Genomic DNA, 13,493 nt, shown 5'->3' with positions numbered 1-13,493 from the left:
AAACCTTCGAAGGTCAGTTGGCGGCGTAGGCCGGCTGGGCGGCGGAAAGGGAAGCGAGGCGGCTGGTGGCCAGCTCGGCGTAGAGGGCGGCGCCGTCGGTGAGGACGGCGTCGTCGAACGTGGCGTAAGGGGAGTGGTTGAACGCCGTGGTGGTGTGGTCGGCGCCGGGGGCAACGGCGCTGAGGCCGATGAAGGTGCCGGGGACGGCGGCCATCACATGGGAGAAGTCCTCGGAGCCGCTGATGGGGGTGGCCAGCCGGGTGAGGCGATCGGCGTTGAACATGCCGGAGATGATGCCCTCGGCGTGTTCGGTCTCGGTGGTGTCGGTGATGCTGACCGGGTATTCGGTCTGGTAGTCCACGTCAACGTCCACGCCGTGCGCGGCGGCGATGTTCTTCACCAGCCGGGGGGCGGCCAGGCGCATCTTCGCCCGGGAGGCCTCCGAAAAGGTACGTATGGTGGCCTCGAAGTGGGCGGTTTCGGGGATGACGTTGCGCTTGCTGCCTGCCTGCAGGAGGCCCACGCTGAGCACCACCGGGTCGAACATGTCGAACTGGCGGGTGACCATCACCTGCAACGCCGTGACAATCTCGGTGATGACCGCGACCGGGTCCTTGGCCATATGCGGGGCCGAGCCGTGGCCGCCGGCACCGAGCACGGTCACCACCAGGCCGTCGGAGGCGCTCATCATGACGCCGGGTTTGGTAACGAACTGGCCGTGCGGGGCGAGTCCGGAGAAGACATGCATGCCGAAAGCGGCGTCGACGCGGCGCCCGGCGGCGTCCAGGACGCCCTCGCGGATCATGACGGACGCGCCGTCAAGCCCTTCCTCGCCGGGCTGGAACATGAGGACCACGTCGCCGGCCAGCTGCTCCCGCCGGTCCGCCAGGAGGGTGGCCGCGCCGGTCAGCATGGCCGTGTGGAGATCGTGGCCGCAGGCGTGCATGGCGCCGTCAACGCGGGAGGCGTAGTCGACGCCGCTGCGTTCCTGGACGGGCAGTGCGTCCATGTCGGCACGGAGCAGGACCACGGGCTTGTGGCCCGCGGAGTCCGGCATGGAAGACGGGGCGCCGCCGCGGAGCACGGCCGTGACCGAGGTGGTGTCGGTGCCGAGCGAAATCTCGTAGCCGAGGCCGTCGAGCGCCGTGAGCACGCGTTCCTGGGTCCGCGGCAGGTCCAGGCCGATCTCGGGATCCTGGTGCATCTCGTGGCGGAACCGGACCAGGTCCGCGGTGAGGTCTGCGGCAGCAAGTGACATGGAAACTCCTGTAAGGGTTGGGTGTGGTTAAAAGTGTGTGGTGAAGTGCGTCACGGCTGGCTAAATCACTGAAGTTATGCAAACAATTATGACGATGGCGAATTTTCATGCACCGTTGAGCGAGGAAGACCTTGCGCTCATTCATGCGCTCCAGATTGCGCCGCGCGCCGGGTGGGTCGACGTCGGCGCCGTGCTGGGCGTCCACCCGACCAGTGCGGCGGCGCGTTGGGACAGGCTGACCGAGACCGGGGCGGTTTGGGTCACGGCACACCGGATGGGAGACCCGAAAGCGGTCACCCTGTCCTTCGTCGGGGTGGACTGCACCATGGAGGGCCAGGCCCGGGCCGTGGAATCGCTGTGCGCCGTGCCGGAGATCATTACCGTGGAACAGACAGCCAGCAGCAGGGCGCTCTGGCTGACCGTCATTACCGAGTCCATGGCCCAGCTCAGCGGAGACGTCATCCCGGCGCTCCGTGCCATCGACGGAGTCCTTGGCTACGAGGTTTCCCTCTGCACCAGGCAGCATTTCAACGGCAGCTCGTGGCGGCTGAATGTGCTGTCCCGCGCCCAGCAGCAGCAAATGCAGGTCCTGTCCCGCGCCGCACAGGCACCGCGGGGAACTTCGGTGCACCTGCCCCAAAGCCACCTTGACCTCTTGCCTTTCCTGACCCGTGATGGCAGGGCCTCGGCGGCCGCGATGGCCCGTGAGCTGGGCCGCGCCCCCGCCACCGTGCAGCGGCAGCTGAACAAGGTTGTCGCTTCCGGAATTGTGTCCTTCCGGTGCGAGATGGCACAGTCACTCTCCGGCTATCCCGTCACGTGCCAATGGTTCGCGAAGGTGCCGGCGGGTCAGCATGAGACCGCTGCGTCAACCCTTCGGCAGCTGCGCAATGTGAGGTTCATCGCATCGACCACGGGGCAAAGCAACTTCACCATCATCATGTGGCTGCATTCGGTGGCCGACATCATGGACGTGGAGCTGACGCTGGCGCAAAACATTCCCGGCATTGAATTGCAGGAAAGCGTGGTGATGCTGGCCTGCGCCAAGCGGGTGGGTTGGACGCTGCGCCCGGACGGCACCGCGCTGGAGTCGGTGACCCCATGAAGTCGAGCCCGATTGGACCCTGGCGGCGCGCCACTTGCCAAGTGGCGCACGATTGGCCGCCTGCGGTGCTCCACTTGCCAAGTGACAAAAGGTGAGATGCCCCACCTCGGTGACCATCCGGCGTCGTGCCAGTGCTAGCATGGGAATACTTAATGCGTATCTTGCGCATTCTGCGTCGATGAACGCATTCAACTTGTCCCGCACTGAATTGCACCGCACTGGTTTTGCACCGTGCATCCGCGGTTGACACGCTCTGGCATTGAATCGGCGAACCCGTGGTCAAAACTGATCGTGGGCCGTTGAACCGCCTTAAGAAGGATTCCCTCTTTACATGACAACTTTTGCTGCCCTTGGCGCGCCCAAGGAAATTGTTGCTTCGCTTGCCTCCAATGGCATTGAGGAAGCATTCCCCATCCAGGTCAAGACCCTTCCGGACACGTTGGCCGGCCGGGACGTCCTGGGCCGTGGCCGCACCGGCTCCGGCAAGACCATTGCCTTCGCCATCCCGCTCGTGGCCCGTTTGGCCGAGCGCGAGGCCCCGTACTTCCGCAAGCCCGGCCGCCCCCTGGGCCTGGTCCTGGCGCCCACCCGCGAGCTGGCCACCCAGCTGAACAACGCCATCGAGCCGCTGGCCAAGGCCATGGGCCTGAACACCACCGTCATCTACGGCGGCGTCTCCCAGGCCCGTCAGGAAAAGGCGCTGCGCGCCGGCGTCGACATTGTCATCGCCTGCCCGGGCCGCCTTGAAGACCTGATGAAGCAGCGCATCGTCTCGCTGGAAAGCGTGGAGATCACGGTCCTGGACGAGGCCGACCACATGGCCGACCTCGGCTTCCTGCCCGTCGTCAAGCGCCTGTTGGACACCACGCCCACCCAGGGCCAGCGCATGCTGTTCTCCGCCACGCTGGACAACGGTGTGGACAAGATTGTCCAGCGCTACCTCTCCAACCAGCTCACGCACTCGGTGGACGAGGCCAAGGCCGCCGTTTCCACCATGGAGCACCACGTGCTGGTGGTCAATGACCAGACCGTCAAGAAGCAGGTTCTCGTTGAATTGGCTTCGGGAGCCGGGCGCCGCATCCTGTTCATGCGCACCAAGCACCACGCCCGCAAGCTGGCCAAGACCCTGACCGACGCCGGCATCCCCGCCGTCGACCTGCACGGGAACCTGTCGCAGAACGCCCGCGACCGGAACCTGGCCGAGTTCTCCACCGGCGGCGTCCGCGTCCTGGTCGCCACCGACGTTGCCGCCCGCGGCGTGCATGTGGACGACATTGAACTGGTCATACACGTCGACCCGCCCACGGAGCACAAGGCGTACCTGCACCGTTCCGGCCGCACGGCCCGTGCCGGCTCCGACGGCGTGGTGGTCACCCTGACGCTGCCGGAGCAGCAGGGCGACGTCAAGAAGCTCATGCGCGCCGCCGGCGTGGACGTGAACTTTGAGCGCGTCACCGCCAGTTCGACGGTCATCGCCACACTGGTGGGCGACGTTGCGGACAAGATTGACCCGCGCACCCGGGCAGCACTGCTGGCGGCCAAGCAGCCCGCGCAGGGCGACGGCCAGTCCACCGGCGCCAACGCCGAGCGCAAGCGCGCCCGCCGCGGCGCAGCACCCTCGGCCGGTGGCCGTGGCGGACGGGGAGGGCGCGGACGCGTCTCCTCCGACGGACCCGTGCTGGGCAACCGCTCGGAGCGCCGCGAAGGCCAGCCCCAGGCTGGCGGCGCCCGGCGCCCGGCACGTGCCGCCGGCGAAGGCCGCCCGGCCCGCGACGGCGACGTGGCCCGCGGGAAGCGCGCCCCCCAAGGCTCCTCGCACCGCAACGACGCCCCGCGTGCAGCATCGCGCGGCACCGGGTCGGCTGCGGTCTGGTCCTCCAACACCGGTGGAACCTCAGGCGGAAGCTTCAACGCCGCCGCCGGCGGCTCCGGCCGCCCGGCCCGCTCCGGGGGCGCCCGCCGCGCGTCGGCCCCGGCCTCGAACCAGCGCCGCGGGCGCTAAAAGTCCGCACGCCCTCCTCCACCTGGCAGGCCCGGTCCTTGCAGGCCCGGTCAGGGAACCCGCGGGCGCGTGGGACCACCCACAGCCCAAAGCACGACGCCGGCACCCAGGTTGGGTGCCGGCGTCGTGTCTTAAGGAGTGGCGGGGTGCCCTCCGAATCGATAATGCAGACGTTGGACCAAAAACGCCCTTTGTGGCCGTTTTCGGTCCAAGTACTGCGTTATCCCTTGGGGGAGGACGTCCCTTGGGCGAGGACGTGGGAGCCGGGGCGGGGATGGGCGCGCCCAACTGCGAGGCGGGCTATTGCACGCGTCCGCCTGACGACTTAGCGTGGAACCCAGAGCCAGCCGTGCGGAAGGCGCTGCGGGCGCGTGGATGGACAGGGAAATAGGACAATGGCTGTAGGCGATGTGGAAATATCAACACTCGTTCCCCAAGGCGAGTGGACGGACGACTCGCTGGCCGTCCTGGTCGACGGATACCGGCGCAAGCTCAGCGAGATGGGCGCCCTTTCAGACGAGATCAAGGCGCACGTGGAGCACACCTCCCGGGGAGGCGTCAAGATCCGGGTCGTGTGGGAGAAGGGCGATGCCGCCCCGCGGTCAGCCGCCCCGCGGTCAGGCGGAGTCGATGCTCAGCACGGCGAGGAATCCCCGGCCGGATAGGTGCGGCATGCTCTTGGCGCCCGCCACGAGGTCGAACCTGCCCAGCGTGTCGGTGACGAGGGCGCCGGTGGGGTTTCCGGCGTCGTCCGTCCCTTCCTGCAATACGTCGGCACTGCCCTGCAGCAGCACGGCAAACTGGCCGTCAAAGACAGGGTGCGGGCGCTTTTTGGACAATTCCAAAATGGTCGCGTAACCCTTATAGACGCCGCGTCGGGTCATCAGGTTCAGGTCCATGAGCGAACCGGTGGGCAGCGTGGCGGACGTGGCCGAATCGCCGGAGAAGCGGAACGGGCGGAATTTTTCCAGGGCCTGCTCGGTGCCGTCGACGGTCAGGGCGATCAGGTCGCCGTCGATGATGGTCAGGATCCGGTCAATGCCGGGCAGCGCCGAAAACGGGCCGGCCGTGGCCACCTCGGCGATGCTGATGCGCCAGTCCCAGGGCTCGCCCTTCGCGCCGGCGCCGAGCGTGGTGGACGCCGGCGTGCCCGCGGGGCCTGCCGCTCCCGATGCGAGCTGGCGCGTGGTTCCGCCGCCATTGGCCCATGGCGCGGGCTTGAGGGAGGCGTAGCGGACAATGTCCATTAGTTGTCGTCCGCGTTCTTGATGCTGTACACGTGCATGCGCTTGGGCTCGGCCTTCCGCCGGCGGGTCTGCTTTTTGTAGTAGGCCCAGGCGCCGGAAATGGCGATCGAGACGCCAAAGGCGAGGACAATCTTCAAGGGCAGCCCGAACCGGGCCAGCGACAGCACCAGGCACATGGCCGCGAAACTGGCGAACTGAACCGTGATGTCCAGCCAATCGGCTTTTTTACGCATACCGCAAGCTTACGCGCGGGCCCAGGCCGTGGGCACAATCTGCTTGCCCAGCGGCATCAGCGAGACCGGGATGAGCTTGAGGTTGGCGATGGCCAGCGGGATGCCGATGATGGTGATCGCCATGGCGACGGCGGTGGCGACGTGGCCGATGGCAATCCAGATCCCTGCCACCAGGATCCAGACGACGTTGCCCAGGGTGCTGGCCATGCCGGGGCCGCCGGGCCTGTCCACCACGGTCCGCCCGAACGGCCACAGCGCGTAGCCGGCGATGCGGAAGGAGGCGATCCCCCACGGGATGGTGATGATCAGGGCGCAGCAGACGAGGCCGGCAAGAACGTAGCCGAGCGCCAGCCACAGGCCGCCGAACACCAGCCAGATGATATTGAGGATTGTCTTCACGGACCCATTCTTCCGCTTATGCGCCCGCGCGGCATCAGGGACCACCCTGAGCGGCTCCCTGATCTTTGCCCCAGCCACCGGTGCTACGCTGATTTGCACTGAAGATGATTTGCACTGAAGGTGCGCCGCCGCTGCAAAGAGAAGGAACACAAACGCCATGGACTTTGGCACCGTCATCTTGATCATCGCGCTGGTGGCCATTGCCGTGGTGCTCGGCGTGGGCATCACCTTGGCCGTCCTCATATCCCGGGGCGTCCTGGGCCTGGTGAACAAGTCAAAGCCCAGGTATGAACTGGCCAAGCGCAATGCGCTCAAGGTCCGGGCCCAGTCCACCGCCGGCCCGCTGGGCGACGTCATGAAGCAGCGGATCCGCCTGCAGGAATCCCTCGAAGCGACCCAGCGCAGCCTGGCCGTGGCCCAAAGCACGCGCCAGTACACGGGCAACCTGGATTCCATCTACCGCACGCTCCAGCAGGCCGGCGCCGTGCTTGAACATCAGCTGCTCGTGGCCCAAAAGGAGCCCGATTCGGCCGTGCAGGCCGCGTACGCGCAGACCCTGGGCGGCCAGGCGGAACAGGTCATCCAGACGTCCGCCGGCATCCGCAGCGCCCTGGCGGCGGCTGCCGCGCCCATGACCGACGTCGACGTCAAGGACCTCACCAGGACCCTCGAGATCGAGGCCGCCATGCTGAAAAACTGGTCCGCCACGTATACGGATCTCGGCGATTCCTGAGCCGGCATGAGTGTCTTCGACCGCCTCTCCGCCCCCTTCCGTCGCAGGCCCCCGGCCGGGCGGGAGGCATCCGGACGCCAGCCCGCCGGGGCGTCCGACGCCGGTGCCTCCACCGGCGGCCAGCTCACCGTGGGCGCCGCGCAGCTGAAGCAGCTGGCGGCCCTCGCGCAAATGCGCCGCGGCGTGGCGGACGTTTCGGTCAGCCGCCAGCGCCTGGACCTGCAGGCGGTCGACTTGAAGTCAGCCATGGACTCCCTGGAAGCACAGGCCGCCGCCGCAGCGGCCGGTGGCGATGCAGCGGCCGCGCGGTCCGCCCGCGGCCGGCTCACCGTCATGGCCGAGCAGCACGGAGACCTCGTCTCACAGCGCGATGCCCTGGCCGAGCAGGAAGCCATGCTCACGGCGGAGCTCTCCCAGCTGCAGGCGCGGGTTTCCGGGTTCAACGTCACGGCCGAGACCCTCAGGGCCGCGCAGGCCGCGGCTGGAGCCCGGCACAACATCGCGAAGTCGCTGAAAGACCTTCAGGATCCCTGACAGGGCGTCGGTGAGCCAGAAACTGCCGGGAAGCCACCCCGAAAATGCCTCCCAGGTGCGGTTTCCCACACCTAGCCGGATTCGGTGATGTCGCCGGTGGCCGTGTTGAAGGTGAAGGATCTCGCGGCCGTGTCGGGGCCGGCCTCGAGGGTGAACACGGCCTCTGCCTGCCCCGCGGCGAGCTCTCCCGCCGTCACGGTGTGGTTCGACGTGAAGCCGAGGCTTGCCCCCGGTTCCAGCGATTCCGTGGCGATCACTTCGGCGCCGCCGTGCCGGATGACCACACCGGCAGGCTCCGCGCCCCGGTTTTCCACCCGGCCGCTGAAGGCCAGGACGTCGCCGGCTTTGTATCCGGGAATGGCGGGCCCGTAGTTGAGGTCCTGGGATTCGCGGTTGGAGAGCACCTGCGGCGCCTCCTCCGTGTAACCCTGCCCCACCTCCTTCCAGGCGGACGGGTCCCAACCTCCGTCGGTCTGTGTCAGCGTGAAGCTTTCGCCGGTGCTGCGCCACACGGCCGGACGCGCGGGCGTGACCGAACGCAGCACCACGTCAAAGGCGAGGCAGCCGGCGAAGGCGGTGCCGCCGTCGTGCGTCAGCGCCGCGGCGGGGGACCCGAGCAGTTCCCTCGGCTCGAGCGAGGTGAACACGATCTCCTGGTAGCCCTGGCGCTCGTAGAGCACGCCGATGCGGCCGTCGGGGAGGCGGGCGCCCGTGGAATATTCCGAACTCCCGGGGCAAAGGACGACTGCGAATGGCCACGTTGCGCCGTTGTCCCGCGAGAGCTTGAGCACCGTGTTGCGGCGCAGCGAGGGGTCGTGGTTGTGCGTGGCGATCAGCCAGCTGTCCGTTTCCGGAATCGCGAGGCCCGTGACGTTGGGCAGGCCGTCGAAGCGTGCCAGCGAGCCGTTGTCGCTGGGGTCGGGCAGTTCCGGGTGCGGCCGGGCGTCGGTGTAGCTGTGGCCGCCGTCGGTGGAGACCGCCGTGAGCCGGTGGGGGGTGGCGCGCGAATGCAGCAGCAGGGAACCGTCGGCAAGACAGACGACCTTGTTTTCGTTGGCGGCGCCGACTGCGGCGGTGGGGACGAATCCGCCCAAAGTCCAGGTGTCTCCGTGATCGTCGCTGTAGGCGCTTGCGGCCTTGATGGCGCCGTGGTGCAGGAGCACGAACTGCTGCACCAGGCGGCCCTCGAAGGGCCCGGTGTGGACCTGGATGCCCGTCCCGGCGGCCGCGAACAGGCCGGTGATGCCGGCGCGCTTGAGCATCGGGGTGAGACGGCGGTGTTCCCAGGTGGCGCCGTCGTCGTCGGAAAAGCTGAGGTCCGCGTGTTGGATGGCGTCCTCGCGGTCCAGCCCTTCGGCCGCCTCAAAGAAGCCGGCGTGCGTGCCGGCGGCGTGGAACATGAAGATCCGACGGGTCCGGGTGTCCACGAGCAGGCTGGGGTCGCCATAGCCGTCCAGGCCGGCGCCCGTCCTGACGGTCTGCTGCGGACCCCAGGTCCGGCCGTTGTCGGTGCTGCGGCGCAGGAGCAGGTCGATCGGATTGGGGAGATCGTCCAGGTTGGGGCGGCCGTCATACGCCGCGAGGAGCGTGCCGCGGGTGGACACGGCAAGCGCCGGAATGCGGTACTGCCGGTGGCCGCCCACGCCGCGGCGGGCCAGGACGCGTTCAAAACGGGGAGTCATGCCCACCAGCCTAGGTGCATTCCGGCAAGGCCAGAGGCATTCCGGCAATGCCCTGCTATTTGTACAGGGACTTCAGCCCCGCCTCGTCGTAGCGTGTCCCTGCCGTGGTGCCGGCGGGGACGGCAGCGTCCAGGGCTGCCAAATCCGCGGCGGAGAGCTCGATGGCGGCGGCCGCCACATTCTCCTCAAGGTAGCTGCGGCGCTTGGTCCCGGGGATGGCGCAGACGCCCTGCGCAAGCACCCACGCAAGGGCGAGCTGGCCCGCCGTGACGCCCTTCTCCGCTGCCAGGCCCTTGACCCGGTCCACCAATTGCAGGTTGGCCGCGAGGTTTTCGGGGGTGAAACGGGGCATGGCCCGGCGCCAGTCATCGGCGGGAAGATCGTCCGGGGCGCTGATTTTGCCGGTCAAAATGCCCCTGCCCAGCGGCGAATACGCCACGTAGCCGATGCCCAGCTCGCGCACTGTCTCCAGCACGCCGTTGCCCTCGGGTTCCCGTTCAAAGATGGAGTATTCGGTCTGCAGGGCGGTGATGGGGTGGACGGCGTGGGCCCTGCGGATGGTGTCCGGCGCGGCCTCGGACAGGCCCAGGTAGCGTACCTTGCCTTCCTTGACGAACTCGGCCATGGCACCCACCGTCTCCTCGATGGGGGTGTTGGGGTCCACGCGGTGCAGGTAGTACAGGTCCACGGTTTCCATGTGCAGGTTGCGCAGGGACCGTTCCAGTGCTTTGCGTGCATAGGCGGGGCTGCCGTTCACGGAGCCGCGGCCGCCGTTGTCGGTGATCTCGGTGCCAAACTTTGTGGCGAGCGAGTATTCGGCGCGCCGGTTCCCGATGGACTTCGCGATGAGCTGCTCGTTGAGGAAGGGCCCGTAAAGTTCGGCGGTGTCGATCAAGGTGACCCCAAGGTCAAGGGCGCGGTTGAGCGTGGCCGAGGATTCGGCGTCGTCCCGGTCCCCGTAAAACGCGCTCATGCCCATGGCGCCGAGTCCCTCGATGGAAACTTCCAGTCCCTGGCTGCCCAATTTCATTGTCTTCATTGCGTCCCTGCCTTCGTGGTGAACGGCGCGCCGGATTCACTCCGGCGGGTAATGTCAAGAAGAATGCTCCTGCAGATGGACCTGCGCGGCAAGGGGTGGGCGGCTGGCAGTTCGCTGGCAGTGCCGATTTTTCGGGCGGCAGCGGTCCGCTCAGGCGACCGTGATGCCGAGGTGAGCCGCAAGGATGGGCGCCAGCAGTCCCAGCTGGTATTCGTCAAGGACGACGCCGGCCATGGAACCGACGCCGTTGAGCGTGCGGAAATCCGTGCTGCGCAGGTCCACGTCCTTGAGTGTGGCTTGCTGAAGGTCCAGTGTCCCGATCCGGCAGTTTTTCAGGGCCAGCCGCGTGACGGTTGCCCCGCCCAGGTCCAGTTCGCCGATGATGCAGTCGCTGATTTGCAGGTCAGTGATTTTGGCCGCGCGCAGGTTGAGGAAGTCCAGCTTGCCGCCGTCGATCCGCACGTTGGCCCAGGTGCTGTCGTAAAGTTCGGCCGATCCCCACCGCGGGGTGGTGATTTCCACATCCCGCCAGCTTGTCCGGGAGGCCTTCAGGACGGGCGCGAAGCTGTCTGTGAGGACCGAGCCGCGGAACCGGGTGCCGCGCAGTTCGGCGCCGTCGAAGGTGGGGGCGTCGAGCTGGCATTCCAGAAAGTCCGTGGACGTAAGGTCCGCCCCGTCAAAGGACGGCCGGTTGAAGCGCTGGCCGTCATAGGTGTCGCCCGGGCCGAAAAACGCGTCCTCATTGTCTGCCAGGTTGTTCAGCTGGACGGGGTCGAGCCGGGGAAGGCGGGGTGCGGGTTTCGAAGGCATGGCACAAGACTAGCGAGCGGCGGGTGTGGGTGTTTTCTGATAACTATTTCTGGCCCGCATTCTTGCCATCCAACCCGTCGTCGTCGTGCCAGCTGCGGACAAGGCCGTGGGTGCTCATGGCAGCCGCTCGACCAGGCGGAAGCGCTGCAACACCAGCATGGTGCTGTCATCGACGGTGAACGCGGGGTCGTTGAGGGCAGTGCGCATTGGTGCCGAATGCCAGAACCCTTCATGCGCCTCGCGCCACTGCGCAACGGTGGTGTAGCCCTCGCCCTCGTCGATGGCGTGCTGTAGGTCCACGTCGGCGAGGCGCACGTGGCGCACGTCAGTGATCTCGATGACGGCCACTGGCCTTCCCTGGGAATCGACCACCACTTCCCGGGCGCCGACCACAGGAAAGTCCTCCTGCTCCACCTCATACTCGTGGACTGTTCCCGTGGTGGACGTTTTGGAGCCGTCGAGAATTGCGGCCACCAGCTGGTCGCGCAGTGGACCGGGGAAGGCAAATTCGGCGACGGGCAGTTGGCTGTAGTCTGACATGCGCCAAGCCTACTGGGTACGTATTAGTGCAAGTGTGCCAATTCGTTGTTGAGGTTCACGTGCGCCTGGCCCGCCCATAGTGCCCTGCCTTTTGGCGTGTGGAAGAGCGGGTCCAGCGCCAGCAGCCGGCGTACGACGGCGGCCCGTCCGTTGTTGAACTCAGCCGGGCGTATGTGGGCGTAGTCTGCGCGGACTCCCGCAAGATAGCGGGCATATGACTCCGGCGGCCCGCCGAGGACTGCGAGGTCCGCGTCGCAAAGCAGCGCGCCGGCGTGGTCCGTTGGTCCGGGGGAGTGGGTGGCGGTGAGGCGGACCAGCCGGGACACTTCGGCGGCCACGTCCGCGGGAATCAGGGGGTTTAAGTGCGCCTGTGCCAATAAAGCCGACTCCTCCTCGTCCTTTCCGGGGACACCGTTGTAGAAGGCGTCATGGAACCAGGCCGCGAGAATGACTGGCTGTGGCGGGCGGCCGTCGGTGAGCAGGTCAAGTGCCTCGAGAACGGCCAACAGGTGCGTTGCTGAATGGTAGTGCCGGTGTGGTTCGTTCCAGCGGCGAAGCAGCTCGGCGCCCACTTTCGGTGCGGCCGGGATGAGCGTGTCCCAGCGGTACTGCAGCGCCGGTTCAACGGACTTGCCGCGGTGCCGTGCCTTGACACGCAGGCCCGAGGCGGCCAGGGCGCGGACCAGATGCTTGCCGGACACCGGCACCGCACCGGCCGCCACCAATCCCCCGTAGAGACGTTCCGGAACGTCGTAATGGTCCTGGTCAAAGGCGCGTTCACTCACCCCGGCCGCCACGGCAAATTCGTGGAGCTCGACCAGCGATCTGTCCGAGACCAAATGCGAGAACACCGTGCCATGGGCCGGCCAAAACGGCGGATCGATCAAGATCATGGCCCCAGCTTAGGCCGTGGTTGCCGTGGTTGCCGAGGTTGCTGGAGATGGTGGACTAAGCTGGCCTTCCTTATAGACCCTCCGGCAGATCCGGGGAGTTTTGGGCGAACGCTCCTGCAGGTCACTGCAGGAGCGTTCCTTGTATCGCCCCCGGATCTGCAGGAGCGTCGAAAGGGAACGCGTGGGCCTACAGCTCCCGCTCCGCATACAAGGCCAGCGCGTCGCGGACGTACGCGGCCCCAGCTTCCCCGCCGTAATTTGCGCCAAAACGGGGATCAGCCACATACATCTCGCCCAGGCCCGTCACGTAGCCCCGCACGTCACCGTCGGGCGACGACGCCGGCGTGCCCGGAACGGACGTGAGCCACTCAACGTGGCGCCGCGCCAAGTCCTGCGCTTCCGCGGAGGAGGCCGGTACGCCGCTGGAAAACGCCTCAATCCAGTCGCTGTTCAACACGGCCAGCCGCTCCTTCCAGGCAGCCTGCCCAGAAGCGCCCAGGCCCCGCCACCAGGCATCGCCGCGGGCATAGGCGTCCTTGCCCCAGCGTTGCTCAACCTCGTCCTTGTAGTGGGTGTGGTCAAAGCCGTCAAACATCTGCTCGGCCATGAGCGTTCCTCCTTTTCGTACCGATTCAATGGTCTTCTCCACGGAAGCTATCTGCCGCGCCAGCCTTTCCTGCTCGGACCGCAGCCAGTTGACGTGCGCCTCGAGCGCGGCCGCGGCCGATTCCTGGTGGTCCAGCACGGCGGCAATCACAGGCAGCCCCAGGCCCAGTTCCCTCAGCAGCAATATCCGCTGCAGCCGCACCAGCGCCGCCTGGTCGTAGTGCCGGTAGCCGTTCCCGGCGACCCTGGTCGGCGCCAGCAGTCCCACGGAGTCGTAGTGCCGGAGCGTGCGGCTGGTGGTGCCGGCGAGGGCCGCGATCCGGTGAATGGGCCAATCAACAACTTCCATAAAATGACTCTAAATCTTGACGCAGCGTCAAGGTCAAGGGCGATTTCGCCGTGGGAAGAAACA

At 67.1% G+C, this 13,493-nt stretch carries 15 protein-coding genes; 5 read left to right on the top strand and 10 right to left on the bottom strand.

The features are described 5' to 3' along the window. Positions 1 to 13 precede the first annotated feature (13 nt). Positions 14 to 1,258 (bottom strand): M20 metallopeptidase family protein, encoded by a 1,245-nt coding sequence (locus DMB86_RS01175; protein ID WP_113716200.1) that lies wholly within the window; start codon positions 1,256 to 1,258, stop codon positions 14 to 16. Between the two features lie 94 nt (positions 1,259 to 1,352). Between DMB86_RS01175 and DMB86_RS01170 the strand changes: the two genes are divergently transcribed. From DMB86_RS01170 to DMB86_RS20215, 3 genes are all read left to right on the top strand, one after another. Next, positions 1,353 to 2,363 carry an Lrp/AsnC family transcriptional regulator gene (locus DMB86_RS01170; RefSeq protein WP_113719241.1) on the top strand — a complete coding sequence of 337 codons (1,011 nt, stop codon included), beginning with the start codon at positions 1,353 to 1,355 and terminating at the stop codon, positions 2,361 to 2,363. A gap of 331 nt (positions 2,364 to 2,694) precedes the next feature. Then, entirely contained in the window at positions 2,695 to 4,365 is a 1,671-nt protein-coding gene (locus tag DMB86_RS01165; protein WP_113716199.1) for a DEAD/DEAH box helicase, read from the top strand. A gap of 395 nt (positions 4,366 to 4,760) precedes the next feature. After that, complete coding sequence (locus DMB86_RS20215; protein ID WP_129545440.1) at positions 4,761 to 5,030, top strand: hypothetical protein; 270 nt, start codon at positions 4,761 to 4,763, stop codon at positions 5,028 to 5,030. On the opposite strand, the gene DMB86_RS01160 is transcribed toward DMB86_RS20215, so the two are convergent. The 3 genes from DMB86_RS01160 to DMB86_RS01150 are packed head-to-tail and all read right to left on the bottom strand — an operon-like array spanning position 4,983 to position 6,244. Next, positions 4,983 to 5,612, bottom strand: coding sequence for a HutD/Ves family protein (locus DMB86_RS01160; RefSeq protein ID WP_113716198.1), 630 nt, complete (start codon positions 5,610 to 5,612; stop codon positions 4,983 to 4,985). The genes DMB86_RS20215 and DMB86_RS01160 overlap by 48 nt on opposite strands. Further along, positions 5,612 to 5,845 (bottom strand): hypothetical protein, encoded by a 234-nt coding sequence (locus tag DMB86_RS01155; RefSeq protein ID WP_113716197.1) that lies wholly within the window; start codon positions 5,843 to 5,845, stop codon positions 5,612 to 5,614. The genes DMB86_RS01160 and DMB86_RS01155 overlap by 1 nt, the downstream gene beginning before the upstream one ends. A gap of 9 nt (positions 5,846 to 5,854) precedes the next feature. After that, the gene (locus DMB86_RS01150; protein ID WP_113716196.1) at positions 5,855 to 6,244 is read right to left on the bottom strand and encodes a YccF domain-containing protein; all 390 of its coding nucleotides are present in this window, start codon (positions 6,242 to 6,244) and stop codon (positions 5,855 to 5,857) included. Positions 6,245 to 6,401: 157 nt separating this feature from the next. Between DMB86_RS01150 and DMB86_RS01145 the strand changes: the two genes are divergently transcribed. Both DMB86_RS01145 and DMB86_RS01140 read left to right on the top strand, forming a co-directional pair. Beyond that, positions 6,402 to 6,977 carry a hypothetical protein gene (locus DMB86_RS01145; RefSeq protein WP_113716195.1) on the top strand — a complete coding sequence of 192 codons (576 nt, stop codon included), beginning with the start codon at positions 6,402 to 6,404 and terminating at the stop codon, positions 6,975 to 6,977. A gap of 6 nt (positions 6,978 to 6,983) precedes the next feature. Then, positions 6,984 to 7,511, top strand: coding sequence for a hypothetical protein (locus DMB86_RS01140; RefSeq protein WP_113716194.1), 528 nt, complete (start codon positions 6,984 to 6,986; stop codon positions 7,509 to 7,511). Between the two features lie 71 nt (positions 7,512 to 7,582). Here the strand turns inward: DMB86_RS01140 and DMB86_RS01135 are convergent, their stop codons facing one another. The 6 genes from DMB86_RS01135 to DMB86_RS01110 all read right to left on the bottom strand — a co-directional run bounded on the left by DMB86_RS01135 (position 7,583) and on the right by DMB86_RS01110 (position 13,430). Continuing rightward, positions 7,583 to 9,193, bottom strand: a complete 1,611-nt coding sequence (locus tag DMB86_RS01135) for a sialidase family protein (RefSeq protein ID WP_113716193.1) — start codon at positions 9,191 to 9,193, stop codon at positions 7,583 to 7,585. Positions 9,194 to 9,248: 55 nt separating this feature from the next. Continuing rightward, positions 9,249 to 10,232 (bottom strand): aldo/keto reductase, encoded by a 984-nt coding sequence (locus tag DMB86_RS01130; RefSeq protein ID WP_113716192.1) that lies wholly within the window; start codon positions 10,230 to 10,232, stop codon positions 9,249 to 9,251. Positions 10,233 to 10,382: 150 nt separating this feature from the next. After that, entirely contained in the window at positions 10,383 to 11,042 is a 660-nt protein-coding gene (locus DMB86_RS01125; RefSeq protein ID WP_113716191.1) for a pentapeptide repeat-containing protein, read from the bottom strand. Between the two features lie 114 nt (positions 11,043 to 11,156). Then, on the bottom strand, positions 11,157 to 11,582 hold the full coding sequence (locus DMB86_RS01120) for an ASCH domain-containing protein (protein WP_113716190.1): 426 nt from the start codon (positions 11,580 to 11,582) through the stop codon (positions 11,157 to 11,159). Positions 11,583 to 11,605: 23 nt separating this feature from the next. Beyond that, positions 11,606 to 12,475, bottom strand: coding sequence for a DUF4031 domain-containing protein (locus DMB86_RS01115; RefSeq protein WP_113716189.1), 870 nt, complete (start codon positions 12,473 to 12,475; stop codon positions 11,606 to 11,608). A gap of 187 nt (positions 12,476 to 12,662) precedes the next feature. Beyond that, positions 12,663 to 13,430: a MerR family transcriptional regulator gene (locus DMB86_RS01110; RefSeq protein WP_113716188.1), complete on the bottom strand. Its 768-nt coding sequence runs from the start codon at positions 13,428 to 13,430 to the stop codon at positions 12,663 to 12,665. Between the last annotated feature and the right edge of the window lie 63 nt (positions 13,431 to 13,493).

It is taken from the genome of Arthrobacter dokdonellae (assembly GCF_003268655.1).
Lineage (GTDB): Bacteria > Actinomycetota > Actinomycetes > Actinomycetales > Micrococcaceae > Specibacter > Specibacter dokdonellae.
The sequence above is the reverse complement of the archived record's forward strand: the minus strand, read 5'-3'. Positions and strand labels throughout refer to the sequence as shown.

What these genes read in the sequence shown, in the direction of transcription:
- DMB86_RS01165 (WP_113716199.1), top strand. Translation starts at nt 2,695, where the DNA reads ATGACAACTTTTGCTGCCCTTGGCGCGCCCAAGGAAATTGTTGCTTCG.
- DMB86_RS01130 (WP_113716192.1), bottom strand. Translation starts at nt 10,232, where the DNA reads ATGAAGACAATGAAATTGGGCAGCCAGGGACTGGAAGTTTCCATCGAG.
- DMB86_RS01155 (WP_113716197.1), bottom strand. Translation starts at nt 5,845, where the DNA reads ATGCGTAAAAAAGCCGATTGGCTGGACATCACGGTTCAGTTCGCCAGT.
- DMB86_RS01120 (WP_113716190.1), bottom strand. Translation starts at nt 11,582, where the DNA reads ATGTCAGACTACAGCCAACTGCCCGTCGCCGAATTTGCCTTCCCCGGT.
- DMB86_RS20215 (WP_129545440.1), top strand. Translation starts at nt 4,761, where the DNA reads ATGGCTGTAGGCGATGTGGAAATATCAACACTCGTTCCCCAAGGCGAG.
- DMB86_RS01145 (WP_113716195.1), top strand. Translation starts at nt 6,402, where the DNA reads ATGGACTTTGGCACCGTCATCTTGATCATCGCGCTGGTGGCCATTGCC.
- DMB86_RS01175 (WP_113716200.1), bottom strand. Translation starts at nt 1,258, where the DNA reads ATGTCACTTGCTGCCGCAGACCTCACCGCGGACCTGGTCCGGTTCCGC.
- DMB86_RS01170 (WP_113719241.1), top strand. Translation starts at nt 1,353, where the DNA reads ATGGCGAATTTTCATGCACCGTTGAGCGAGGAAGACCTTGCGCTCATT.
- DMB86_RS01160 (WP_113716198.1), bottom strand. Translation starts at nt 5,612, where the DNA reads ATGGACATTGTCCGCTACGCCTCCCTCAAGCCCGCGCCATGGGCCAAT.
- DMB86_RS01135 (WP_113716193.1), bottom strand. Translation starts at nt 9,193, where the DNA reads ATGACTCCCCGTTTTGAACGCGTCCTGGCCCGCCGCGGCGTGGGCGGC.
- DMB86_RS01115 (WP_113716189.1), bottom strand. Translation starts at nt 12,475, where the DNA reads ATGATCTTGATCGATCCGCCGTTTTGGCCGGCCCATGGCACGGTGTTC.
- DMB86_RS01140 (WP_113716194.1), top strand. Translation starts at nt 6,984, where the DNA reads ATGAGTGTCTTCGACCGCCTCTCCGCCCCCTTCCGTCGCAGGCCCCCG.
- DMB86_RS01110 (WP_113716188.1), bottom strand. Translation starts at nt 13,430, where the DNA reads ATGGAAGTTGTTGATTGGCCCATTCACCGGATCGCGGCCCTCGCCGGC.
- DMB86_RS01125 (WP_113716191.1), bottom strand. Translation starts at nt 11,042, where the DNA reads ATGCCTTCGAAACCCGCACCCCGCCTTCCCCGGCTCGACCCCGTCCAG.